Origin of the sequence: Pusillimonas sp. ANT_WB101 (assembly GCF_008369125.1) — a bacterium.
GTDB lineage: Bacteria > Pseudomonadota > Gammaproteobacteria > Burkholderiales > Burkholderiaceae_B > Allopusillimonas.
Genome location: NZ_VOAY01000002.1, coordinates 197,786 through 223,244, shown reverse-complemented (window position 1 = coordinate 223,244; position 25,459 = coordinate 197,786). Strand labels below are relative to the sequence as shown.

The window sequence follows — 25,459 nt, the reverse complement described above, 5'->3', positions numbered from 1 at the left end:
ATGGACGCAGACATACCTGTAAGACCTGACAATCCCATGCATCGCTTTCGTAACGGTTACGGCAAGGTGCTGGAGTGGATAGTGGGCGCGCTGATGATCATACTGGCCGTCGAGGTGACCATAGGGGTTATCTTTCGATGGTCCGGAAACTCGCTGGTCTGGTATGACGAAACAGCGTCCTTGCTGCTGGCATGGCTTACGTTTTATGGGTCTGCACTGGCATCAGTGCGCCGCGCCCACATCGGTTGCCCAGAAGTGGTTGACGCCCTGCCTCCGCGGGGCCGACGCTACTTCAACATCATCGCACAGTTGCTCGTTATCGCGTTTTTTGCCTTGCTGGGGTGGATGGGCCTGGAAATCATGCCCATCCTCGCCGGAGACACCTTGGTGAGCTTGCCGTGGATGCCCGTCAATTTTGTGCATTCAGCCATTCCTATTTCGGCGGCGCTGATCCTGATTGCCGAGGTTATGCACCTTATTGATCTGATCCGCACACCAGATGATGCGGGAACGGCGTCGGCACTTTCCGATGGCCTGATCTGACTGGAGAACCCTCATGATCATGCTGGTTTTGTTTGGCGCTGTGCTGTTGTTGGTGCTTATGAATGTGCCGATTGCCGTGTCGTTGGGTATTGTTGCAGTTGTTGCCATGATAACCAGCCAGGGCATGGATATCTTGCCCAATGTCGCGTTGGTGACCTTTAACGGTGCGACCAATTTTCCGTTGCTGGCGATCCCGTTGTTCATTCTGGCTGGTGCCATCATGAACGCCTCAGGAATCTCTCACCGCCTTATTGCCTTCGCCTCCTCGATCTTTGGCTGGATACGGGGTGGACTGGCGCACGTGTCCATAGGTTCGTCATTATTCTTTGCTGAAATCTCCGGCTCGGCAGTGGCCGATGTGGCCGCCCTGGGCTCCATTCTCATTCCGGGGATGAAGGCGAAAGGTTATCCCGCGCCAATGGCGGCCGCCGTTATGTCGTCGGCCTCGACGCTGGCTATTATCATCCCACCTTCCATACCCATGATTCTGTATGCAGTAATGGCGGAAACCTCGGTGGTGCAGATGTTTGTGGCAGGGATTGTGCCGGGGATACTGGGCGGAGCAGGGCTGATGGGCGTTGCGTCGTTTCTTGCACGCCGCTACAACCTGCCGCGCGATGAGGCGTTTTCGATCCGGCGTGTGGCCCAGACTGCGCGCGAGGCACTGTGGGCCTTTCTGCTGCCCATTATTATTCTGGGCGGCATCTTTGGTGGTGTGGTTACCGCCACCGAAGGGGCAGCGCTAGCAGTCGTAGCAGCCCTGGTCGTAGGCTTATTCATCTATCGTGAGCTTAACCTCAAACAGCTGAAAAAAGCGATTCTTGAGGGCGGCATTCAGACCGCTATCGTCATGTTGCTGGTCGCAACCAGCGCCTTGCTGGGCACTTATCTGTCTGAGGTTCAGGCACCGCAGGCACTGGCACAGGCCGTCAGTGATTTTACGTCCAACAAATGGGTGGTACTGGCGCTGCTCAACGTCCTGTTTTTGTTTTTGGGTATGTTTCTGCATTCGGCGGCGGCCATTATTTTGGTCGTGCCCGTGGTAATGCCGTTGGTTCATATGGTTGGCATAGATCCCATCCATTTCGGGCTCGTGGTAACCATTAACCTGGGCATCGGTCAGCAGACTCCGCCGGTGGCCAGTGTGCTGATGGTGGCGTGCTCGATTGCCAAAGCCTCGGTGTGGGAAGTGACGCGGGTCAACCTCTGGTTCATCGGCATACTCGTCGCCGTACTGATGCTGGTGACGTATGTTCCCGTGACTGGGCTGGGCCTGGTTGAGATGTTTTATCGTTGACGCGACTAAAAAGGAAGCCTCATGTCTGATCTGATACAGGTGCAACACGATGGCCCTATCGTCACAGTTGTGCTGAACCGTCCTGACAAACTCAACGCCATGACGCGGCCCATGTGGCGACAGCTAGGTGAAGTGATCGATCAGTTGTCTGCCGATGACGCGGTGCGCTGCATCATCTTGCGCGGCGCTGGGGAAAAAGCCTTTTCTCCCGGCAATGATATTTCGGAGTTTCAGACCGAGCGCTCCAATAAGGCACAGGCCATTGAGTACGGGCGATTAATGCACACGACTGTACGTGCTTTAACGGAATGCCGGCACCCCCTGGTGGCGCAGATACATGGCATTTGTGTGGGCGGTGGCCTGGAGATTGCTGCGCTTTGCGATATACGTATTTGCGGTGAATCCAGCAGGTTCGGTGCGCCCATAAAAAATCTAGGGCTGGTGATGGCCTATCAGGAAATGGAGTCTATCGTGCGTCTGACTGGGCCAGATGTGGCCCTGGAGATTTTGCTTGAGGGCCGCGTGTTTGGTGCGGCGGAGGCCAAGGAAAAAGGACTGGTCACACGTATTGTGCCGGATGCGCAGGTGGCCGAACAGGCGCTGGCTGCGGCGCAGCGCATTGCCGAAGGGGCACCATTGGCGGCGCGCTGGCACAAAAAATTTGCCCGTCGTCTCGCCGACCCCACGCCAATTTCGGATGCTGAGTACGACGAGTGTTTCGATTGCTTTGACACTGAGGATTTTCGCATCGGCTATGCCGCGTTCCTCGCCAAGAAAACGCCGGCATTTCGCGGGCAGTAACTGAGGAGGCGCAATGTCTGAATCAAAGGCTCACAGCGGACCACTGGTTGGCATGCGCGTGCTGGAACTGGCCCAGATTATGGCCGGACCCACGTGTGGCATGATGCTGGCCGACATGGGCGCCGATGTCATCAAGGTAGAGAAGCTGCCAGGTGGCGACGATTCGCGTGGTTATAGTGAACCCCGGGTAAATGGCGTGTCAGCGCCCTTCATGATTTTGAACCGCAACAAGCGCGGCATAGGGCTTAACCTTAAACTACCCCAGGGTCGCGATATTTTGCTGCGTATGGTGCGCGATGCCGATGTTCTGACCGAGAATTTTCGACGCGGCACACTGGAAAAACTTGGGTTGGGCTATGACGTCTTGTCCAAGATCAACCCGGGCCTGATCTATTGTGCAGTGTCGGGCTACGGGCGCGACGGGCCCTATGCTGACAAGGCTGGCTTTGACCTCATCGCCCAAGGTTTTGCCGGGCTAATGTCGATTACCGGCGAACCCGGACGTCCTCCCGTTAAGACGGGCAATTCGATTGCAGATATTAATGCCGGGATACTCGCGGCCTCGGGCATTATGGCGGCCTATATTCATAAGCTGAAGACGGGCGAGGGTCAGGTGGTCGATACCTCGCTGATGGAAGCCGCAATCCAACAAACATACTGGCACGCGGCTTCGTACTTTGCCACGGGCGAGTCTGTGGGGCCTACAGGTTCTGCGCATTTGCTGACGGCCCCGTATCAGGCGTTTCGCACGCAGGATAGCTGGATCAATATCGGCGGGGCGAACCAGGCAAACTGGGAACGTATCGCCGAGGTGTTGGGTCATGCCGAATGGCGTGAAGACGTGCGCTTTGCCACCAATAGCGACAGGATGGCCAACTTGGAAGCACTGGTAGCGTTGATGGATGCGGTGCTGCAGCGGCAAAGCACAGCACACTGGATCGCGGCCTTTGACGCTGCAGGTGTGCCGGCCGGGCCCGTCCACACCATAGGCCAGGCGCTTTCACACCCACAAACGCTGGCGCGCAACATGGTCATCGATCTTGAACACTCCCAGGCAGGCCCGACCAAAGCCCTGGGATGCCCAATTCATTTTTCTCAAACACCGACCCAAGTGCGGCGGCCGGCACCTGTGCTGGGGCAACATACGCGTGAGTTGCTGCGTGAGGTCGGCTATGTTGATGCTGATATTGATGGGTTTGTTGCGGAGGGGGTGGTGGTGGATGCGGGGGGCTGAGTGAGTAGGAGAGGCTGAGCTAGTCGGCACCCACATCTGGCGGGAAGTGGCTGTACCGATTTGGGGCATGATCTAGGTCTAGATATTGTTCATAGAATACCCCCGTCCGAGATTTATGTATCTTATTCGGACGGAAGATAAGCCCATCAGAAATCATTGCACCGGCGCAGTAGTCAGAACCGATGCTTGATCTTGGCAGCCTTCATAATCCCATTTGCGGTATGTCGCGAGGCGCAGTTATTAGAAACAATTACGCTGATTGCGCCGTTACGCCACATCTGATGCGACCCCTTCTGACGCACATACAAAAAGCCGTGCCGTTTGAGCACGGCAATGACGCTTTCGTAGTACCCGTTCACGCAGTTGCCAATACCTCATGAAAGTTGAACCATGCTTCAGGGGTGCGGGGCGAACCGTGCACGTATTCTTCCATCAACATTTTCACAGCACCACTGGTTTCATGGATAAGTTCGTCGAGGGTTGCCGCTTCGACAATTAGGCCTCTGAGGTCGGGGCTGGTTGCGATAAAGACATTGGCTTCGCTGTCATGGTGGACATCAACGCGCAAAGAAATTGGAACGCCCAAATGGGCTACTATTTTCCAGAATGGTGATCCAACTTTATACATAGTTCCTCTCCCCGGCAATAATGCTCAAGCTATGTGTATGCATGCGGTAGGGACGATAAAGCAATTGCTTCTGCAGTGACCCACAAATGTTGACTCGTGCCTTGATTTACCGGCCGGGAGCCCGGCTGACCAGAACGATTAAGAAAGTATAGCATCGGTCGAATCCCATCAGAAACCCACCCTTTACACCTCCAAATCACCATCCCGCTGCACCAAATAGATCAGCACCAGCGCGATAGTGACTAGAAAACGAAATGCGCTCGGTACGCCATTCCATTGGTCGGACATCCACATGCCAAACCATTCGCCGCCTATCGACATAAAGCCAACCTGCCAAACGAAAAACCCCAACGATAAACCGGAGACGGCGACGTTTTTAGCCCGATTGAAGTCGTTCGCCGACGACTTTACTCGCTTGACGAGCCGATAAGCGCCGGCCCAGCAGAGCAGGGCGGTGAGGGCTTCGAGGGCAATAATAATAATATACGCGGCGTGATGCAAAGCCGGCAGGTCAATGGCTCGGTAGTGAATGGTCGAGGTAGGAAAGATGGTGTCCATGAGCAAGACATGCCGGACAAACTCGAAATTGCTTCCGTAGTCTGTCATGTTGCCAAAGGCCACCAGTGACGCAAAAAGCGCAATGCAAGCCACAAAGCCTATTTTTGAATATCGTATAAGCATTTCATCACGCCGATTTTAAATTCGCCCGATTGCCTTCAAGGCCCTTGATTGACCGCAGGCGTAACTAGAGATCAACCCGTCATAGTGTCGTTGGGCATTCATGTTTTTCTGGCTGTTCATGTGAGTATGCTGGATCAACGCGCTGGCGAAAACCCAAGGGTCGTGCAGGTACCTGAACTACACGCCTCGTTAATTTACCGCGTGTTTGCTGTGGCGTCTCGCCAAAGGCCTGACGGTAAGCCCGCGAAAATTCGCCCAGGTGTGTGAAACCGAAACGTGCAGCGGTGTCGCTGACCTTGCCGGCATCACCATCCTGCGACAAGGCTTGCTGTATGGCCTGCAGGCGTTGCATGCGCAGCCATTTCAATGGTGACTGCCCGCATTCGTCGTGGAACAAGGCTTGCAAGCGCCTGACTGACAGGCCGCAATGACTGGCGACCAGGGCCACCGGCAGGCGCTCACCCAGGTGCTCAAGCATATAGGCTTGCGCGCGCCGAATGGCCTGTGGCGCAGAGGGCGGTGGCACTGGCCATAAGTGTGCCGCCATGCTGTGTGGTTGGTGCAGCAGCAAAGTGGTGGCGAGCAACATCTCGGTTTGGGCCAGCAAGGCCGCTTGGGCAATACCCTGATTCTGGCCCACCAGCCCCGCGCATCGCGCCACCCATTGCAGCATGGGTATCAGTGCTTGCCAGCCCGCTGAATTCATGGGGATAACCGCATCGAAGCAAATGTCGGGGGCGTGTTCTTGCGCCGTCAGGCGACACCATGCGTCGGCAATGGCTTGCCGATCCAGGCGCAGCAGCACCTGTTCGTAATCGTGGCTGGCCTTGAAGTGAAACCGCCTGTCAGGGCTGATGAGGACTGCCCCTTGCGGCGACACATCGAGGCTGTGCCCATCGAAGTGAAACTGTGCCTGGCCCTGGGTGGGCAGCACCAGCAGGTAGTAGCCGTTAAGGCTACTGGGGTCGACGCTAACCTGCGCCCCATACCCGTAACGTAGCTTCAGCAGCGACAAATTGCCACAGGGCAGCACGTCGAGTTGGTTGTGGGTGATCTTGCCGCGCAGCACCTGAAATCGCGCCGAATTGAGTGCCTGGCAAACTAGCGGATGCGCCTCGTCAAAGTCGGCGGTATCGACGAGTCGATGCTGCTCGAACGGTACTTGGGCAAACAGAGATGCAATCATCTGACCTCACTAGTGCTGGGTGTACACATTTTGCTGGGCGGGGCATAGCGGTGCCCCTAGCCATGCATCATGAGGACCGGGGCGCACGCGCCCTGATATTGGTGCGGCGGGCTTCAACCTGATCAATATCGATAAAAAAGACAGCGCTTTTCCGATAGTGAATGGCGTGAAACCGATAGACGGCCTGGAGTCTGGGAGTGACCATAGCACATTCGCGCGCGGTGGCGGTATCGGATATTTGAGACTACGCCAGAAAGACGTGAAACACGCGGTGCTGATTCTTAAAGCATAAAAATTTGAAGCCCCTCTAAATTTTAAAAAGAACTATGAAGCATATATACGAACAACAATCCAAATCACGCTCCGTTCGTCATACCTTGCAGCCACGGCCTTTGAGCCAGGCCTTGGGGGCCTTGGGACACGGCGGGCGCATACTGTTGTTCGCGTCTGGTTCGTTAATACCGCTGGCGGCCGCTCAGGCGAACTTGCACTACGACTGTTCCAAGTCGACATCCAGCACAGAAGTTTGCACATTTTCTACAGATTCGACGACACCGCTGTGGGGGGCACTCACGTCAACGAATTCTACGCAAGGCCAAACAATAACGAATACCGCGAGTTTCAATATCAACGACAGCTACGTGGCTCCCGAGGCGATCAGCTCGGGAATAGAGTTTGGTGGAGAGTCTTTATACGGCATCAGGGTGGTAAATCAAGGAACTCACGGCAGTGACGATGGTAGCCAGAGCAATCGAGATGGAGGACCTGCTAGCGGGGCAATGCTAAGCACTAGCGGCTCGATCGTCCTTAACCTTGTAGATGCAACGCCATCCGGTATGGTGATCGGAGTAAGTGTAAGCAGCCTAGGGGGTGATGGGTTCGATCAGCCAAGCGATCACAATAACGGCGGAAATGGGGGGGCTGGTGGTTCTACGACTCTACAGAACTCGTCTGCTGTCACCATTACCGGCGGCACTCTGAACTCGGGTGTGGTGGGGGCATTGGTGGAAAGCCGTGGCGGCAAGGGAGGCAGGGACAATACCGCCGTCGTAGATTATTACGGCGGAAGCGGCGGTCAAACCCTGAACAGTGGCTCTGTTCAGTACGGCGTTGAAATGGATAACTACGCTGATGTCTCACTGGGAAGCGGCTCTAGTAATTTGCAGGGCGGCACGCGGGCATGGGGTGTCGCAGCTCAGAGCGTTGGCGGAGATGCCGGCTTATTCGATTCAAAGGGAAATGAGTCACCGATCCCCTATGGTGTCGGTGGAAATGCCTCGGGTGTGGACTTCTTAAGTAGCGGTAATGTCGACGTATTCTTGGCGAGCACATCGGATGTGCCTGATGGCGTAGTAGGCCTGCTAGCCAGAAGTATTGGCGGCCAGGGCGGTGGGAGCAACTGGAAGGGAGACGACGGGGGGAAGGGCGGTGACGCGGGGGTTGTAACGTTGAATGCAGGCCAGGCAGAGTTGAGTGCAGTCACGAATATCAATGTTGGTGTAAATCAGGCGGTGTCCGGGACAAGTGCAGGAATACTGGCTCAGTCCATAGGCGGAAACGGTGGTGAGCAATATTCTACTAACGCCTATGGTGGTAATGGCGGCAACGCCGGCCCGGTTGCGGTAGAGCTTTACTGGGTAGACCTCACCGCTACGGGCGACAAGGTGGCTGGTGTGACAGCGTACTCTTTAGGGGGCAACGGCGGTTCTGACAGCATGGACAGTTATCGCGACAGTGGTGGCAATGGGGGCACGTCCGGCACAGTGGCTGTTACGCTTAACGGCAAGAGCAGCCAAGAACAGACTAGTATATCCACCAGTGGTAGCGAAGCCATTGGTGTGTCAGCCCAAAGCATTGGTGGCTATGGCGGTTCCGCCGTCAAACAAGCGGGCGTGGGGCAGAACGGCGGGGCAGCGCAGATCACTGCTGATGTAAACAGCCAGGTGTCTACGCTTGGTAGCAATTCCATGGGCATGCTTGCGCAATCCATTGGTGGTGGTGGCGGCACGGGCGAAGACTTCACAAGCAGCTTGCCTGGAGGCAGTGGAAAAGGCGGCAATGGAGGCAATGGCGCCAGTGCCACCATTGCCTCTTCCGCAACCATCAAAACCCAGGGCCAGTATGGCCACGGCATGGTGGCTCAGTCTATCGGCGGGAGCGGCGGTGCAGGTGCAGTCGCCGACTCTATTGTGTCGCTGGGCGGTGCAGGTGGGGCCGGTGGTGCAGGGGGGGCTGCAACCATCACTGGCGCATCGAATGTGTGGACCTCTGGTGATTCTGCCATTGGCGTTATCGCGCAGTCGATTGGCGGTGGGGGTGGCACAGCAGGCTCGGCATCCGGCCTGTTTTCGATTGGCGGGTCTGTCAATAACTCGGGAAACAACAACGCGGGTACGGTAACCGTTACGGTTGACAGTGTTGATACAACGGGTGATGGCTCCATCGGCATATTGGCCCAGTCTGTCGGCGGCAGCGGCGGCAGTGGTGGCTCAGCAGTGGGCATTTCCTCTGTAGGCGGGTCGGGCAGCTCAGGCGGTTCCGGCGGCGAGGTGACCGTTAATGTGGGCTCAAACATCTCCACGCAGGGTAAGTATGCGTTGGGCCTTGTCGCTCAATCCGTGGGTGGAGGCGGCGGCAATGGCGGTGATTCATTTGCCATTTCAACAGCGGTTCCTGGCATTGCCATTGGAGGCAGAGCCGGGTCGGCCAGTTCGTCCAATAACGTTACTGTGCAAAACCTTGCTAACGGCCCAGCCAGCACGATTACAACCCAAGGTGATGGCGCGACCGCAATACTCGCTCAGTCGATCGGGGGTGGGGGCGGAAATGGCGGATCGTCGCAGCAGGATTCCTTCGAAGACCTTGTTTCGGTGTCCATTGGTGGGGCCGCCGGTGGCGGAGGTAACGGCGCTCAGGTCAACATTAATCTGAATGAGCTCACGGTGGCCACCAGTGGCATTAGCGCAGCAGGGCTCGTGGCGCATTCTATTGGTGGCGGTGGAGGCAACGGCGGCGCCGCTCATGGTTTTGATATGAACGTGGGGGTTAGCTTAGCTGTTGCAGTGGGGGGAACCGGTGGTTCAGGCGGCAGCGGTAGTGAAGTGTCAATTGATCTGGACAACGTTACGATCAGTACGGCTGGCGTTGGTGCAACGGGTGTCAACGCAAGTGTCAATGGCCAATCAGTGGCCGGGTCCGATTCATATGGCATTCTCGCGCAGTCAATCGGTGGCGGGGGCGGCAATGGCGGCAGCTCGGCCGCCTCTACGGTACCTATTGGCGTAACAATACCAGAGACCGATGTAAGCTTTGCCGTTTCATCCTCTACCTCTGTAGGCGGCTCGGGCGGTGTGGCAGGTAATGGCGGCGAAATCGATATACAACTGAACGACAATACGGCGATCTATACCGGAGGACAAGGCTCCCACGGTTTACTTGCACAATCCATCGGAGGAGGCGGTGGCAATGGCGGGGCATCGAAGGCGATGAGTACTGATATTGCCACGTCTTCCCAAAGCATCAGCGCCAATGTCAACGTCGGGGTGGGCGGCTCCGGCCAGGCCGGTGGAACAGGCGGCGTCATTAACCTGACCATGGGTTCATCAGCCACGATCACCACCTACGACGATCTTTCCAACGGACTGATGGGGCAATCAATCGGTGGCGGCGGCGGAAATGCCGGCGTAGGCAGCAGTAAGTCAGGCGGCATATCGCAGGGTGTGAACTTCAAGGCGGACGTGGGCGTGGGCGGCAAGGACGGCGCGGGCGGTTCGGGGGGCGTGATTACGGCTACGCTGCAAGATGGTTCGGTCATTAAGACCTATGGTTCAGGCTCACGTGGCCTGCTGCTGCAATCCCTGGGCGGCGGTGGTGGAGCAGCGCAAGGCACGACAGTCGATCTGGGTGGTTCATTGTCGACGGGTGGTGGAAGCGATGCGGTAGAAGACGAGCCAGATAGCGGAGGCGTAAAACTCACCGCTGCCGTGAGTGTGTCGGTTGGCGGGAATGGGGCTGTCGGCGGGGATGGAGGAGCCGTGACAGTGACAGGCAACGGTTCGATCAGCACCGTTGGAGGCGATGCGGACGGCATTCTCATCCAGAGTATTGGTGGCGGCGGAGGCCTGGCGGGCAATGCCGGCGCGGACGCCTCCGGTGGGCCGTCCAGCTATGCTGACCCGTCAGGTGGCGGCGATGATAATCCATCGGGTGGTGACGATCCTCCCAAGCCAGAGGTCACAGACCTGGGTAGCTACAGTCTTTCCGTTGCCGTCGGAGGCCAGGGTGGTGCAGGAGGCGAAGGGGGCGCCGTCGTCCTTAACTACTCAGGTGCTACCACTACCCAAGGCGACTTCAGTGATGCCATGGTCATACAGTCAATCGGAGGAGGCGGCGGCACGGGCGGCGCCTCTACGGCCAAAGGCGCGAAGGGCAGTTCGCAGGGAGTTGTCGCAGTGGGGGGGAGCGGCGGCGCTGCTGGCAATGGCGGCACCATTACACTGAACATGACCAGTGACCCAGCCAATCATCAAGGCACTCTTGCAACGTCAGGAGACGTAAGTTATGGCTTGCTTGCTCAATCCATTGGCGGGGGTGGTGGGCAAGGTGCCATTGCGTCGGACATCGTCACGAAGTCTACGGTAGAGAATCCATCCATTGTTGTGGGATGGGGCGGATCGGGTGGCAATGGCGGCAACGGCGGTACCATTAATATGAACGCATCCAATAGTGGGGTGTCGGTCGCAACGTCGGGCTATGACTCGCACGGTATTGTTTTGCAGTCTATAGGTGGTGGAGGTGGCACCGCTGCGATCGGTGGCGCGAGCCTTAGTGGCGCGACGAGCAATCCGCAACTTAGCTTGCAACTGGGCGGCGGCGGTCGTGAAGGAAGCAGCAGTGGCGGTGATGTCACGGTGAGCTCCTGGGTCAAGAGCCTTACCACGGGTGATCATGCCTTCGGCTTTGTGGCACAGTCCATCGGTGGCGGAGGCGGTATCGCATCTGCTGGTCCTGGTGCCAATATTCAGTCAGTCAACCTGGCTGCCCCCTTCACCGGTGACTCACTGCACGGTGGCAACCTGAGCATTGAGTTTGGTGCCAATAGCACTAACTCAGACGCAAGTTTCATTTCTACCAACGGGCGCGGATCGCACGGCGTTGTGTTGCAGTCCATCGCAGGCGGTGGCGGCATTGGTGGCGATACAGCCAATGGCCCATTGACTTTAGGATGGACGGACGGCGTCGTTTCGCCATCGTCAGGACAGGTCAGTGGCGATATCTCATTTACTCTGGGGGGCAGCGGTGGCGGAATCTATACGACCGGTGATGGCGCTCACGGCGTAATTGCGCAGTCTTTGAGCGCGCCCGGCGGGCTTGGCGGCAATAGCAAAGGCAGCTTCGCCGGTACCTTAGCCCAATTGAATGGCGGTGCCGGCGGCATTTCGGGCGGCATCACGCTGACATTAAATGGTAATGTGAATGTTCAGGGCGCAAACGCCTGGGGCGTTTTTGCTCAGACTTACGATACCCAGTCGGCTACACCCAAGCCCGTAAACATCACCGTGTCGGGGGATGTGACAGGCGGTGCGTCTGTGTCGAACCTAGCAACGGGTGGTGCAATCTGGATAGACAGCCCTGCTGCCAACACCGTGACGGTAAGCACCGCCGGCACAGTGAATGGCGCTCTGGGCCTGGCTGCCATCCAGCAAACCGGAAAGGGTTCAACCACCGTTTTGAATAGCGGTATCTTAAAGGGCAACCTGTTGGGTGCAGCCAGTTCAACGACGTCAGCCACCTTAACCAGTTCAGCCACATCAACAGCACCGATCTTACTGTCTAACTTCGGCACCTTCTCCAATGCCGACCTCGTGCAAGGCCATATCGTCAACCAAGGCCAGATGTTTATCGGCAAGACCGCCGACAGCGACACCATGCATGTTACTGGCGACTTCACGCAGGGCAGCCAGGGTGTGCTGCATTTGGCGACTGACTTTGTCAGCCAAAGCACCGACTTACTGAAAGTAGATGGGCACGCCAAACTCAGTGGACAGATCAAGGTGGTTGCCAGTACGCTGATGCCAAACCGTGAGCTGACGTTTCTGCAAGCAGCAAGCATTGCGCCAAATGCTGCGTTGAAGGGTGAGTCAGATCTGTTTACCTACCGAAGCCGACAGGTTGGCAACACGCTTGCAGTCTCGGCTGATCATGCCAGATTCAATGAAACCTCTGCGACGCATGGCGTAGCAGATAACCTGCAGGCCGTTGGCTCACACCTTCAAGAGGTTTGGGACCGAGGCAGCAAGCCAGAATTGGGCAAGCTGTACGCGGCTCTGAACAGGTCTGCACTGGGTGCGAAAGAGTATGCCAATGCATTGAACGACTTGTCGCCCGGCGTACTTGCTGCTCCTGCTGCGCTGAAGCAGGCCAGCATGGTCTCGTTCTCGAACTCTCTGATGAGCTGCCCTGCGTTTGAAGGCACCAGCACGCAGATGGGGGAACGCGACTGCGTTTGGGGGCGAATCACGGGCAATACAACACGATTGGACGACAGCCTGGGTACATCTGGTTTGAAATCTGAAGGTGTCATGTATCAGATCGGCACACAACGCAGCATCGCACCAAACTGGTTTCTGGGTGTGGCGGGTGCCTACGAAAACAAGACCATGCGTGCGGACGACGGGCGTCAGCGTGTAGAAGGAGACAGCGGCTATCTGGGTGTATCGCTCAAATACGAGAACGGCCCCTGGACCTTTGCGGGGGCCCTGACGGGTAGTTACGGTTCGTTCGACAACACCCGTCGCATTGCCCTGATGGGCGCACAGGCCAAGAGTGATTCAAAAATCATTTCCTTCGGTCAGCGCCTGCGCGCGGCATACACCTATGCCATGCCGCAGTCGTATATCAAACCTTTCATCGACCTGGACATCGTTCACACGCGTATGCCGTCCTTTGACGAACGCAACGCCGGCGCACTAAATCTGCATCTGGAAGGCGTGAACAAATGGTCGGCGGTGATTTCGCCCAGCGTGGAAGTGGGCGGGCGCTTTGACCTGAACAGTGGTTACACCGTGCGTCCCTATGCCAGCGTGGGGGTATCGTTTTCCACTACCGATAAATGGGAGTCACAAGCCCGCCTGACGAGTGCTCCGTCCGGCACTGATCTATTCAGGTCCACGCTGGAGACGGGGCGCATATTCGGCCGGGTATCGACCGGCGTTCAGGTGCTGAGCAATAAGGGTATGGACGTTAGCCTTCAATACGACGGGCTGTTGTCGAGCAAGGTCAATAGCCATTCAGGGTCGTTGAAGGCGACCTGGTCGTTCTGATTTCTGATGGAGTTATAAAGGCGGGGCATTACAGCGTAATGCCCCGTTTACGTTGGATGCCCCTGCATAGAGTGGTATTTGATCCTATTGTCATAAGTAGGGGGCTGGCCACTTTCGTATGGCACTGGCTCCCGATGCCTTTCGTGCGTCGTGCGTGACCTGGCTAAGTATTGCTGTTCTTCTGCAATATCAAAAAACGTTCCAGACTTTGCTGAGGTCAGTGGTCTGCAAGAGAGTGGTCTTGAGCTTGTCGATGTCCGTCTGAAAGCTAAGGAGCGACAACATATTCCCACTGACCAGTGCCGTCGCCTTTCAGGACTAGCTGGGCAGCATGGAATTTGTGCAGTGTGCTGCGGTGGCCTACGCTGATCAGGATGAGGTGGGGCAGGTGTTGGGTCACCAGGCGGTACATGGCATCTTCCAGGCCCTCATCCATGGCAGATGTGGCTTCGTCCAGTAGCGCCGCTTCTGGACGGGACAATAGCAGGCGTCCAAACGCTAACCGTTGCTGCTCGCCCAGCGACAGTATTCGGCTCCAGTCTGCGACTTCATCCATGCGGTCGGCCAGGTGGCCCAGCTGGACCAGATTCAGGACATCGCGCGCGGGGGTGTCATGGCCGACGCTTGATTCTACGGAGAACTCGTCTGGCAGGGCCTTTGGGTAGTACAGGGCGCTACGCAGTGTGCCCAGTGGCAGATAAGGCTTTTGCGACAGAAACAGAGTGTTATGTTCGGGGCGAAAGATACGGCCTTGGCAATGCGGCCAAAGGCCCGCGACTGCCCGCAGCAGGGTTGTTTTGCCCGCGCCAGAGGGGCCGCGTATTAGCAGCGGTGCACTGGGAAGAATCTCCAGGCTCAGCCCTGCAATTAACACGGTACCGCCAGGCGTTTGCACTGTCAGGTCTCGGATGGCAAGCTTGTCATTCTGCGCATGCAGTTCGGGGCGGGGCAGGAGCTTGGCCTGCTCTACCGCCTGATTGAAACCGCTCAAACGTCTGAGTGTTGCGCGGTACGTTGCGAACTGGTCATAGGCATTGCGAAAGAACGATAGGTTATCTTGCAATTGCCCGAAGGCTTGGGCTGTTTGCATCAGGTCGCCCAGGCTGATTTGCTTGGAGAAAAAGCGCGGGGCCTGGATGATAAATGGAAAGATCACCGCTGTCTGTGTAATTGAAAAATTGAATCCAAGAAATTTCAATGAACGATATACGATGGCCCATGCGTTGGCGATAACCTGCGCAAATCGGCTTCTAAGCAGGGCACCTTCCACTTTTTCGCCTGCATAAAAGGCAATGCTTTCCGCGTATTCGCGCAGGCGCACGAGCGCATACCGGTAATCGGCGTTGTAGCGCTCATTCAGGAAGTTAAGCTGAATGAGAGGTCGCCCGATCAAGATGGCAAATACGGTGGCGATGATTACATAGATAAACACCAAAAACACCATGCCGCGCGGGATTTCCAGGCTGCCGAGGGTCACCGTGCCAGATAACGTCCAGAGTATTAGCGTAAATGCAAAGGTGGACACCAGGGCATTGACGACGCCCATGGACAGCGTAAGCGAGCCCTGTACAAAGTCGGTAATGTCTTGCTGGATACGCTGGTCAGGGTTGTCGACAGGCATATCGAGATACTGGGTACGGTAGTAAGACTGATTGTCGATCCAGCGAGTCAGTTGTTTTTCGTTAAGCCAGATTCTCCAGTGGATGGTGAAGGCCTGTTGCAGATAGAAATCAAGCAGCGAACGAAATATATGGGTGGTTGCCAATATGGCAAATATCACCATGGCCATCCAGAAACCGCGTTCATCCAGCTTCTGCAGAGCGGTATACATGGTGTTGTACCAGTCTGAAAACAGTACTTGCAGCCGTACCGCGCATAGCGTCAGGAGCAGGATCAGGGCCAGCATGACGAGCGGGCGGACACTGCGGCGCGGCGAAAAGTATTCTGCCGACAGTTGCCAGAACTGTTGCCCCCATACTGTAAAACGCGCCAGCAGCCAGATGATGATGGCCCCGAATACAAGTGTAATGCCGTAGGCTTGAGCTATCCATATGCCGCTGTCCGCCAGAGCAGAGTGCCAATTTATCAATTTGTCAGGTACCAGTGATAGCGATTTTTTGGTTCAAGGTAAACACTGCAATACAAGCTACTAGAGTACGCCTCGCGCCGGGCCCATTAAGAGCAAAATAGCTATAACTTGATACACGAAAATTCATCGTTTCAACCTACTGCCTTGATGGAATCATGTTGTGACGTTTTGGGTTTTTGCATTGTATGTTTTTTTCAGAAACCTGCCACTCTTTAGCAGGCCAGCTTCATTTGGTGCGCCCCGCCATGACCTCGTCAGCGATATGGCGTGGCGTTTCCGCGTAATGCTTAAACTCCATCGTATAGCTGGCGCGGCCTTGGGTGGCAGATCGCAAGGTGGTGGAATACCCAAACATTTCCGACAAAGGCACTTCGGCACGAATGGCCTTGCCGCCACCACTTATATCGTCCATGCCCTGAACGGCGCCACGGCGTGAAGACAAATCGCCCATGACATGGCCGGCGTACTCTTCAGGGGTTTCCACTTCCACCGCCATAATGGGTTCCAGAATGACCGGGTCTGCGCGCTTGCAGGCCGCCTTGAAACCAAGGCTGCCGGCCGTCTTGAATGCCTGCTCGGAAGAGTCCACCTCGTGATAAGAACCAAAGGTTAGCCGCACCTTCACATCGACGACCGGAAACCCAGCCAACACGCCGCTGTTCATTGCATCGCTAATCCCTTTTTTAACGGCAGGGATAAATTCACGCGGGACCACGCCGCCTTTGATTTCGTCAAAAAATTCGAAGCCTTTGCCTTGCTCATTGGGTTCAACAGTGAGCACCACATGACCATACTGGCCCCTGCCGCCCGACTGACGTATGAACTTACCTTCTACCTCAGAGACTGTCTTGCGTATGGTTTCACGGTAGGCCACTTGTGGCCTGCCCACATTGGCCTCGACACCGAACTCGCGCCGCATACGATCGACGATAATGTCCAGATGCAGCTCGCCCATGCCCGAGATAATGATCTGGCCGGAGTCGTCGTCGGTGCGAACATGAAACGAAGGGTCTTCCGACGCCAGGCGCTGCAAGGCGACGCCCATCTTTTCCTGATCCGCCTTGGTTTTGGGCTCGACGGCCTGGGCGATAACCGGCTCAGGAAACGTAATGCGTTCCAGCGTAATGTGCGCATCAACATCGCACAGCGTGTCACCGGTGGAGAAGTCTTTCAAGCCAACGCAGGCTGCGATGTCTCCGGCACGGATCTCTTCTATTTCTTGTCGATCATTGGCACGCATTTGCACGATGCGGCCTATGCGGTCTTTTTTTTCTCTGATGGGGTTATAGACGCTGTCCCCTTTGCTGAGTACGCCAGAGTAAACACGCACGAACGTTAGCTGGCCTACAAAGGGGTCGGTCATCAGCTTAAAGGCCAGCGCGGAGAATTTTTCATCGTCGGCGGGCCGACGGCTGACGGATTTACCGTGTTCGTCAATGCCAGCAACGGGTGGAATGTCGACAGGGGAAGGCAGAAACTCGATGACGGCATCCAGCATGCGCTGCACGCCTTTGTTTTTGAAGGCCGAGCCGCACAGCATGGGCTGAATTTCTCCGGCGAGTGTGCGGATACGCAAGCCCTGAATAATCTCTTGCTCATCCAGACGGCCATTTTCCAGATACTTGTCCATGAGCGCTTCGCTAGCCTGAGCCGCTTCAGTAGCCATTTTTTCATGCCAGATCTGGGCCTGATCGAGAAGCTCAGCAGAGATCTCTTCGAATGCAAACTTGACACCCTGGGTGTCATCATCCCAGATGATGGACTTCATTCTGATCAGGTCCACCACACCGGCGAAATTGTGTTCTGACCCTATGGGCAAGACGATGGGGACGGGGTTGGCATGCAGGCGCTCCTGCATCATCTTGTGCACACGAAGAAAGTCGGCGCCAACGCGATCCATCTTGTTGACGAAGGCCAGGCGTGGTACGTGATTTTTGTTGGCCTGACGCCAGACCGTTTCCGATTGCGGCTGTACCCCGCTTACCGCGTCATAGACCATGACCACGCCATCGAGCACGCGCATGGAGCGTTCGACCTCAATGGTAAAGTCTACGTGCCCGGGCGTGTCAATGATATTGATGCGATGCTCGGGCAAAATGCCACCCATGCCCTTCCAGAAGCAGGTTACTGCTGAGGAGGTAATGGTGATGCCGCGCTCTTGCTCTTGTTCCATCCAGTCGGTGATGGCCGCGCCGTCATGGACTTCGCCCAGCTTGTGGCTGACCCCGGTATAGAACAAGATGCGTTCTGTAGTTGTGGTTTTGCCAGCATCAATATGCGCCGAGATACCGATATTGCGGTAGCGGTCGATAGGTGTCTTGCGGGTCATGGTGTCCCGACTCCTAGAGGTGTTTACCGCTAAGCATATACCTAGTTGTATCTTGTTGCTATTGGTCGATTATGTATGTGGCCGATGTGACGGTCGCGTTGCTCGTTGGTAAGCAGCCGTTATCGGGGGGGCGGTCTCTAGCGGCAGCTAATTGCTTAGCCAAGCCCAGTACGGCCTGGTCGACGCCGTCATAGTCCGACGCAGAAATGGTAACGCGCACGATGGATCGAGCCTCGCTGCCTTTCCAGGGGCGGCCCCGGTGCATCGTGGCCCGATTGTCCCAGAGCAGTACATCGCCTTCTTCCCATGTATGGGAGTAACGATATTCTGGCTGAGTAGCCTCGTCCATCAGGCGCGCAAGCAGTGCCTGTCCATCGTGCTCGTCCATCCCTTCGATAGCCCCGGCATGGGCGGCCAGGTACAAGGCGCGATGGCCATTTACGGGATTAAGCCAGGTAAGCGGTTTGCGCACGGGCGGAAGCGTGGCATGCTCTTGCTCACTCATCATGGCGGGGTCTATCTGGTTGCGCGACGTGGCATAGCTGTGGATTGCGACCTTGTCGATTAATTGGTCACGCGATGCTTGGTCCAGCCTGTTCCAGGCGGCTCTGGTCGAGACAAATTCTGTTTGACCGCCATCAGAAGGGATGATGCGCGCCGACAAGACGGAGGCGACAGCCGGCCAGGCCTTGAACGACCTATCGGTATGCCATAGCTGATTCGCCTTGGCGATGAGCAGCGCACGGTCAGATGGTGAAACCAGCTGACCATCAGGCCCTAAATTGTTCATGCGAGAGTAAAACGAGCCGTGCCCAGAGGACCCAACCTTGGTTCGCTCTAGCGCACCAAACGCGCGTGCGAACGTGGCTTGAATATCATCGGTGACGTTTTGCTTGCGCCACAATAATACGGAGTGCTCATCAAACGCGGCTCGTATTTTTGAATAAGCCGTAGCGTCACAGATAGCATCGAATAAATCCAGCCCTTTTACTTCGGCACCGAAATCAGAATGTAAGGGTACGAGTTCCATGTCTCACTTCCATCTTGGGTTTCTAATAGAGAAACTCTATCATCGTTAAGCTGGTGTGAGACTTATAAGCGGCGTGGTGTAAGCATTTACATATATGTGAAAATGAAAAGCATTTTCACTACATTAAATGGGTTTGCCTTCACAGCATTGCGATACCGGATCGAAGCTGTTCGAGGATGTCCTCGCACTTGGCATCCAGGCGCTCAACCGGGCCATGCACACCTATTGCAAATACCCTTCCAAAACGCTTTTCAGGCAGCAACATGGCGATGCTACCCGCGCCGTGCTCTAGCGTATGCTGAGAAATAATAAAACCGTTACGGCGCCCCTTTTGTATTTCTGGCAAAAGGGTATCAAGCGATACGCGTTTACTTGCAAGCTGCTCTCGAAAATTAACCCGGCGCACAATCAGGTCAATGTCTTCATCTGAGCGTAGCCCAAGCATTAGCCAACCTATGCCCGATTGCGCAATGGGCCGCGTCATACCAATTGGTATTGAGTACCAGATCGGCAATCGCGAGGGAATAAGATAAACGTATTGAACAAACAGATCGCTTTGCACGGCCAGGGTAATGGTTTCTCCACAGGCTTCGGAAAGCCCTTGCATCAGCGTCAGCACCTCTCCCTCACCAAACAGCGCACTGTGCACCCAGTTGCCCAGCGAGGCAACCCGCATTGTGGGCATATACGTGCGCGACACGCGATCGTAGTCAAGATAGCCCAGCGCAACCAGGCTTTTGAGCAGCGCTGAAGCACTGGAAGCCGGGTAGCCTAGTACGTCAACGAATTCCTTCAAGGCCATGGGGCGCTGGGTATCTTCAAAAGCCTCCAGAATTTCAAATACACGTTGGGAGGTTTTAATGGGTGTGTTAATCATGTTCTGATGGCGTTTTGGCAGCAGTGCGATGTCGTGAAGATAGCGTAGGGGGCTTGAGTTATTTTGATCATTGGTGGCTAAGCGGTATTGGATGGTGCAGGCAGGCAATCACGATAGAAATCGTCTCAAGGTAGGGCTGCCGGAATCGTTGGTATAGGCTTTGTCGGATGCAAACAGTGTGCGCTCGCCGCCACTGTGGGTGAGGATGCCGATAGACTCATTGTAGAGCCGTATAGTTACAAGCCGCCCATGGCAGTCGATTAAGAAAATCCATGTGTAGGGCCGTGGGCATACAAGCTACCAATGGCCTTCATTTAGAAAAAAGCCCACGATGCCGACACGACCGTGAACACTCACTATCTGCGTTTTCTGTCGCTACACTTCCTCGGAAAGTAATTGCTAAACAAGGCAGCCGCTAAATTCCCAAATAAGCTTGTCGTACGGCAGGATCATTAATCAGCGCTTGGGCTGGGCCGTTTTGCACGATATACCCCGTTTCCATGACATAGCCGCGATCTGCCGCAGAGAGCGCCAGATGGATATCCTGTTCTACGAGCAAGATCGCCACACCTTCGCGCTGTATGCTTACCAGTACGTCCATGAGTTGCTCGACGATAACCGGCGCCAGGCCCAGGCTCATTTCATCGACCATCATCAGCTTGGGTTTGGCCATGAGTGCCCTGGCCATGGCACATAACTGCTGCTCTCCACCCGACATGCTGCCTGCCAATTGGCGGCGCCTTTCCGACAGACGTGGGAAAATTTCGTACATTTTGTTCAAATCGCGTGCCACGTCAGCCTTGCCGCTACGCCGATAGGCACCCATTAATAAATTATCTTGCACGCTCATGCGGCCAAAGAGCTGACGGCCTTCCGGCACCTGCACCAAGCCCAGTGCAAAGGCCTGGTCTGCACCGGATTGCACTAGTTGATGCCCGTCCATCATAATGCTGCCGGTGCTGGGCAGCACGCAAGACAGCGCGCGCAGCAGCGTGGTTTTACCCGCGCCATTACTGCCCACCAATGCCACGACCTCGGCATGATGAACCTCGAGCGAGATATCGTGCAGTACCAGCATTTCGCCGTAACCAGTGCTTAGCCCCTGAACGGAAAGTAGAACGGGGGAAGAAATATCAGTTGTGCTCATGTGCGCCTCTTGCCCAGATACGCCTGAACGACAGCGGGGTCTGACAACACTGCATCCGTATTCCCTTCAGCGATTTTTTCCCCGTGATGCAATACGATCAGGCGGGTTGACAGACTTTTGATGGCCTTGATGACGTGTTCAATAACCAGCACGCTAATGCCCTGATCACATACTTTTCGAATAACGCCGATAAGCTCTTCGATTTCGACCATATTCAGGCCTGACATGACTTCGTCGCAGAGCAATACCTTGGGTTGCATGGCCAGCGCCTTGGCCAGTTCCAGACGCTTACGTCCGGGGCCGCCCAGCTCGTCGGCGCGTTGATCCACCTCTTTGCTCAGGCCAACAAAGTGCAGACAAACGCGAGCCTGTTCGCGCGCCAGCGCCAGTTTCGCCTGACCACCACCGCGCCCAAACAACGCACCAACGGCAACATTATCCAAGACGGAGAGCCCTGGAAAAGGCTGCATAATCTGAAAGGTGCGGCCGATGCCCAGTCGCGCGCGACGATAAGCTGCAAGCCCGGTAATATCCTTTTCCTGGAACAGGATATTACCGGCGGTAGGCTCAAGCGTGCCGTTGATCAGGCTGATTAATGTGGTTTTGCCTGCACCGTTGGGGCCAATTAAGCCCAGGATTTCTCCGGTTTCAAGTGACAAACTCACATCGTTGACGGCAACCAGGCCAGCGAATCGACGCGTAACATGACGCACTTCGAGAATAGCGCTCATAAGCGATGGTTCCGTATGTTTTCAATAAAGTAATGCCAGCCTGATTTGCGAAAATGGCGAAAAACATCAGCCAGGCCACGCGGCATCAGCACCACGGCGGCAACGATCACCACACCGAAGAACAGGCCGGCAATACTGGTTACTTCGCTGGATAAAATTTCAGAAAGCGCCGACAGGCTAAACGCGCCTATAACCGGGCCCAGCACGGTTCCCGGCCCGCCAAAGACAGCCATAATGATCATCTTGACGTTTAAGCTGATATCAAACGCGCTGGCGGGATCCAGAAACGTAATCCAATATGCATGAATGCCACCTGCCAGTGCGCTGAATACACCTGAAAGCGCAAAGGCGATCACTTTGTAGAGCGTGGTATTAACCCCCATGACGGCTGCCCCTTCTTCATTTTCACGTATGGCGATCAGACCAAACCCAAAACGGCTGCGCGTGAACCAAAATATCGTCAGGGTAATTAGCACTAATAACGCCAGTGCCAATTCATAAAACAGCGGGTCATTATTAAGCGGCGGCAATACCAGCCCAACATTGCTGCCCGCCAGCTCTACGTTAGACGTAATGGCGATCATGACCTGAGCCAGCGCCAAGGTGGCGATAGCAAAATAATGGCCTCGTAAACGAAGCACAGGCAAACCCAACAGCACCGCAAAAACCAAGGCCATCAGTGCACCCAAGGCCATGCCAACCCCAAACGGCAAGTGCCACTGCACCATGGCGATGCCCACACCATAGCTTCCTAAACCATAGAAAACAGAATTGCCAAATGACGCGTACCCTGTGTAGCCACCTATTATGTTCCAGCCTTGCGCCAGCACAGCCAAGAGCAGGGCATTGATGCCAAATTGCGTTAATACGTCATTGCCTAACAAGGGCACGCCCGCCAGTAGCGCAATAATGACGAGCAAGCCGGCAATGCGTAGAATTTTCATGTTGTACGCCCCAATAACCCACTGGGGCGAATGATAAGAACTAAAACCAGTATGCCGAAGCTGGCTACATCAGAAAAAGTCGGGCCAATATACAAGGCTGTCAGCGATTCAATAATGCCCAGAAACAGCCCACCTACGATGACGCCCAAGGGGTTTTCCAGTCCACCGATAATCGCAATGGCGAAGCACTTGGCTGTCAACGGCGCACCAATGTACGGGTTTATTTGCGATACGGTGCCGTAAAGCCCACCAGCAGCACCAGCTAACGCAATGCCCAAGCCAAACGTCATGGCATAAAGGTGGCGCGGCTCAACACCATACAGACGGGCCGCAACCAGGTTTTGTGCGGTGGCACGAATGGCACGGCCCAACCTGGTATGCAGCAGAAACAGCCACATTCCTACCGTTAATGCCAATGCCACCACAAAGGCAGCGAGCCGCACCACGGGGATGGTCACAAACCCCAGCGTCAGGCTGTTACCCGCGTACGACGGGTTGATGGCGCGAAAATCGGCTGTAAACACCAGTTGCGCCAGGTAGGTCAAGACAACTTCCAGGCCAAACGTTATCAGCAGGGTATTGAACATAGGCGCGCGCACAATCAGATTGAGTATGCCGCGTTGCAGCGCATAGCCTAATATGAACATGACCACGGCAGTAATGGGCAAGCCTAGAAAGGGGTCTATGCCCAGGTAGATGAATAGAAACCAAGACACATAACCACCCAACATAATGAATGCGCCATGTGCCAGGTTGACAATGTTCAGCACGCCCCACACCAGCGCCAGGCCTAGCGCCATGACGGCATACAGTCCCCCAAGAAGTATGCCGTTGACAAGAATCTGCACAAGCAAGTCCATGATGTCAGGCTCCAGGCAGGGTGTGAGTTAGCGAGCATTCCAGGCAGGCATGGGGTACTTGGGCGGTTGCACGAAGCCCTTGGCGTCGTAGACTTCAGCTACCTTGTCGTCTTGTACCTGTATCACGGTCTGCGGCAGGCTAATTTGCCCATTTTTTTGAAATGCGATGGGGCCATAAAGGCTGTCAAACTTAATCTTGGCCAGTTCGTCGCGCACTTTTTGCGGGTCTGTTGTTCCTACGTTTTCGATGGCCTGCACAATAGTTTCAACCGTGGCCACCCCAGACGCGGCATGATAGTCGGGGTCGTAGTTGTATTTGGCCTTGTATTCAGTAGCAAACTTCTGTGCATCCCCGAACCAACGGTCTTTCAGTTTGGCCGAAGGAAGCCACGCCGTCATGCCAAAGGCATAATTTGCATCGGCACCCAGCGCCTTGCGAAAGTCTTCGCTAGGAACGCCCACGGTGAAAGAATACATTTTGGGTGCGACAGCCAGGCTCTTGGCTTGCCGTACAAAGTTCAAGATCTCGGTTTCATGGCCGGCGACCAGTACTACGTCAACTTTCTTGCTTTTGATTTGCGAAAGCAAAGTGTTGAAATCGGTGGCATCTGAGCTATACCGTTCATCCATGGCAATATCAAACCCGGCGGCCTTGAGCATAGGGCGTGTGCCGTTGGCCACCGACACGTCGAACGCGTCATCAGCATAAAGCAGGGCAATAGTTTTAGGGTCAGGCTTAAGCTGCTTAAGCATCTTTATGGTGCTGCCAAAGTAATCGCTGGCCGGTGCCAGGGTGCCAAATATGTATTTGAAATTACGTGCAAAAATCTGGTCAGATGCACCACCACCTTGCACCATGGGTATTTTGTATTTTTCAGCCACAGCAGAATCGGCAATGGCGAAGTTGCTGGCAAATGGGCCCAGCAGCATATTGACCTTGTCCTGAGAAACCAGCTCGGTATATTGGCGTACGCTCAGGTTAACGTCAGACTGATTATCGTAAAGCTTGAGCGCTAGTTTTTCAGTTTTGTCGCCAACCTTTACGCCGCCAGCAGCGTTGATTTTGTCGATGGCTAGCTGATAAGAATCGCGATAATATCGGCCGGTGTTGGCCAGCGGCCCAGTTAATTGCACAGAAGCGCCCAGTACGATATCTTGCGCTTGTGCGCTGCTGACGGGCAGGGCAGCAAACAGCGCGATACTTAGGGCAGAAAAGAAAAAAGAAGTATTTCGTAGGGTCATGACATAGTCTCCTGAAAGAACATTTTGTCGTAGCGGACCCCCTCCGTTTACTGCATCCTCGTAACAAGTGTAGTACCGTCAGGCGGCTCTAATCCACTTATTATTGCTTAAACCTTAAAATAATCTCGGCCGTGATCTAACGAATTCAGCTCGTGTCAGGCCTCTATCGACGGCCAACGGTGCTTGGCTGAGCAGCGACATCATTGGTCATGCCCGGCAGGTGTTGCTCCCCCGAGCTATTAATGCGACGCGAATGAGTGGCTCGCCGAGCACTAGCGCGACTTAAGTTGCTACGATGCTCGCTTAGTACAAAGATGTAGCGAGGGCACATGGCAGCAAAGCCGTTGTGGGCCAGCCAAGCACGCATCGTACTCTTAGCATAGTCTTTGCACGGTGAGTTTGATTTGTCAGTTTTTGTCACATATTCAGGCTAGAATTCAATGCGAGGCAAAACCTCCGTTTTGCACCTTACTCTCATTTGTTGGGTTCAAAAATACATACAAATCGTAGCTAACGGC

Annotated in this window: 18 protein-coding genes; 5 read left to right on the top strand and 13 right to left on the bottom strand. The window is 55.3% G+C overall.

All coding sequences use genetic code 11. The features are described from left to right. The 4 genes from FQ179_RS09985 to FQ179_RS09970 are packed head-to-tail and all read left to right on the top strand — an operon-like array spanning nt 1 to nt 3,875. The gene (locus FQ179_RS09985; RefSeq protein ID WP_149397165.1) at nt 1–543 is read left to right on the top strand and encodes a TRAP transporter small permease; all 543 of its coding nucleotides are present in this window, start codon (nt 1–3) and stop codon (nt 541–543) included. A gap of 13 nt (nt 544–556) precedes the next feature. Beyond that, nucleotides 557–1,840 carry a TRAP transporter large permease gene (locus tag FQ179_RS09980; RefSeq protein WP_149397164.1) on the top strand — a complete coding sequence of 428 codons (1,284 nt, stop codon included), beginning with the start codon at nt 557–559 and terminating at the stop codon, nt 1,838–1,840. Between the two features lie 21 nt (nt 1,841–1,861). Further along, nucleotides 1,862–2,641 (top strand): enoyl-CoA hydratase/isomerase family protein, encoded by a 780-nt coding sequence (locus tag FQ179_RS09975; protein ID WP_149397163.1) that lies wholly within the window; start codon nt 1,862–1,864, stop codon nt 2,639–2,641. 13 nt (nt 2,642–2,654) lie between these two features. After that, nucleotides 2,655–3,875, top strand: a complete 1,221-nt coding sequence (locus FQ179_RS09970; RefSeq protein ID WP_149397162.1) for a CaiB/BaiF CoA-transferase family protein — start codon at nt 2,655–2,657, stop codon at nt 3,873–3,875. Between the two features lie 173 nt (nt 3,876–4,048). Here FQ179_RS09970 and FQ179_RS22910 read toward each other — a convergent pair whose 3' ends face one another. The 4 genes from FQ179_RS22910 to FQ179_RS09950 form a co-directional block, all read right to left on the bottom strand. Next, nucleotides 4,049–4,204, bottom strand: coding sequence for a type II toxin-antitoxin system HicA family toxin (locus tag FQ179_RS22910; protein WP_370459868.1), 156 nt, complete (start codon nt 4,202–4,204; stop codon nt 4,049–4,051). A 26-nt stretch (nt 4,205–4,230) separates the two neighbouring features. Then, nucleotides 4,231–4,503 carry a DUF1902 domain-containing protein gene (locus FQ179_RS09960; protein ID WP_149397161.1) on the bottom strand — a complete coding sequence of 91 codons (273 nt, stop codon included), beginning with the start codon at nt 4,501–4,503 and terminating at the stop codon, nt 4,231–4,233. A gap of 183 nt (nt 4,504–4,686) precedes the next feature. Continuing rightward, nucleotides 4,687–5,184 (bottom strand): DUF2165 family protein, encoded by a 498-nt coding sequence (locus tag FQ179_RS09955; protein ID WP_149397160.1) that lies wholly within the window; start codon nt 5,182–5,184, stop codon nt 4,687–4,689. A gap of 79 nt (nt 5,185–5,263) precedes the next feature. Beyond that, nucleotides 5,264–6,370, bottom strand: a complete 1,107-nt coding sequence (locus tag FQ179_RS09950; protein WP_149397159.1) for an AraC family transcriptional regulator — start codon at nt 6,368–6,370, stop codon at nt 5,264–5,266. A gap of 326 nt (nt 6,371–6,696) precedes the next feature. Between FQ179_RS09950 and FQ179_RS09945 the strand changes: the two genes are divergently transcribed. Continuing rightward, a complete protein-coding gene (locus FQ179_RS09945) occupies nt 6,697–13,692 on the top strand; it encodes an autotransporter outer membrane beta-barrel domain-containing protein (RefSeq protein ID WP_149397158.1) in 6,996 nt (2,331 codons plus the stop codon). A gap of 268 nt (nt 13,693–13,960) precedes the next feature. Here FQ179_RS09945 and FQ179_RS09940 read toward each other — a convergent pair whose 3' ends face one another. The 9 genes from FQ179_RS09940 to FQ179_RS09900 form a co-directional block, all read right to left on the bottom strand. After that, on the bottom strand, nt 13,961–15,781 hold the full coding sequence (locus tag FQ179_RS09940) for an ABC transporter ATP-binding protein/permease (RefSeq protein ID WP_370459859.1): 1,821 nt from the start codon (nt 15,779–15,781) through the stop codon (nt 13,961–13,963). Between the two features lie 226 nt (nt 15,782–16,007). Continuing rightward, complete coding sequence (gene fusA / locus FQ179_RS09935) at nt 16,008–18,110, bottom strand: elongation factor G (protein ID WP_149397157.1); 2,103 nt, start codon at nt 18,108–18,110, stop codon at nt 16,008–16,010. A 58-nt stretch (nt 18,111–18,168) separates the two neighbouring features. Further along, nucleotides 18,169–19,140 (bottom strand): TauD/TfdA family dioxygenase, encoded by a 972-nt coding sequence (locus FQ179_RS09930; protein WP_149397156.1) that lies wholly within the window; start codon nt 19,138–19,140, stop codon nt 18,169–18,171. A 139-nt stretch (nt 19,141–19,279) separates the two neighbouring features. After that, nucleotides 19,280–20,017, bottom strand: coding sequence for an IclR family transcriptional regulator (locus tag FQ179_RS09925; RefSeq protein ID WP_149397155.1), 738 nt, complete (start codon nt 20,015–20,017; stop codon nt 19,280–19,282). 415 nt (nt 20,018–20,432) lie between these two features. Beyond that, a complete protein-coding gene (locus tag FQ179_RS09920) occupies nt 20,433–21,164 on the bottom strand; it encodes an ABC transporter ATP-binding protein (RefSeq protein WP_149397154.1) in 732 nt (243 codons plus the stop codon). After that, nucleotides 21,161–21,895 (bottom strand): ABC transporter ATP-binding protein, encoded by a 735-nt coding sequence (locus tag FQ179_RS09915; protein WP_149397153.1) that lies wholly within the window; start codon nt 21,893–21,895, stop codon nt 21,161–21,163. Before FQ179_RS09915 ends, FQ179_RS09920 begins: the two co-directional genes overlap by 4 nt. Further along, the gene (locus tag FQ179_RS09910) at nt 21,892–22,839 is read right to left on the bottom strand and encodes a branched-chain amino acid ABC transporter permease (protein WP_149397152.1); all 948 of its coding nucleotides are present in this window, start codon (nt 22,837–22,839) and stop codon (nt 21,892–21,894) included. The genes FQ179_RS09915 and FQ179_RS09910 overlap by 4 nt, the downstream gene beginning before the upstream one ends. Next, nucleotides 22,836–23,699, bottom strand: coding sequence for a branched-chain amino acid ABC transporter permease (locus FQ179_RS09905; protein WP_149397151.1), 864 nt, complete (start codon nt 23,697–23,699; stop codon nt 22,836–22,838). The genes FQ179_RS09910 and FQ179_RS09905 overlap by 4 nt, the downstream gene beginning before the upstream one ends. 27 nt (nt 23,700–23,726) lie before the next feature. Beyond that, nucleotides 23,727–24,941 (bottom strand): amino acid ABC transporter substrate-binding protein, encoded by a 1,215-nt coding sequence (locus FQ179_RS09900; protein ID WP_149397150.1) that lies wholly within the window; start codon nt 24,939–24,941, stop codon nt 23,727–23,729. Nucleotides 24,942–25,459 lie beyond the last annotated feature (518 nt).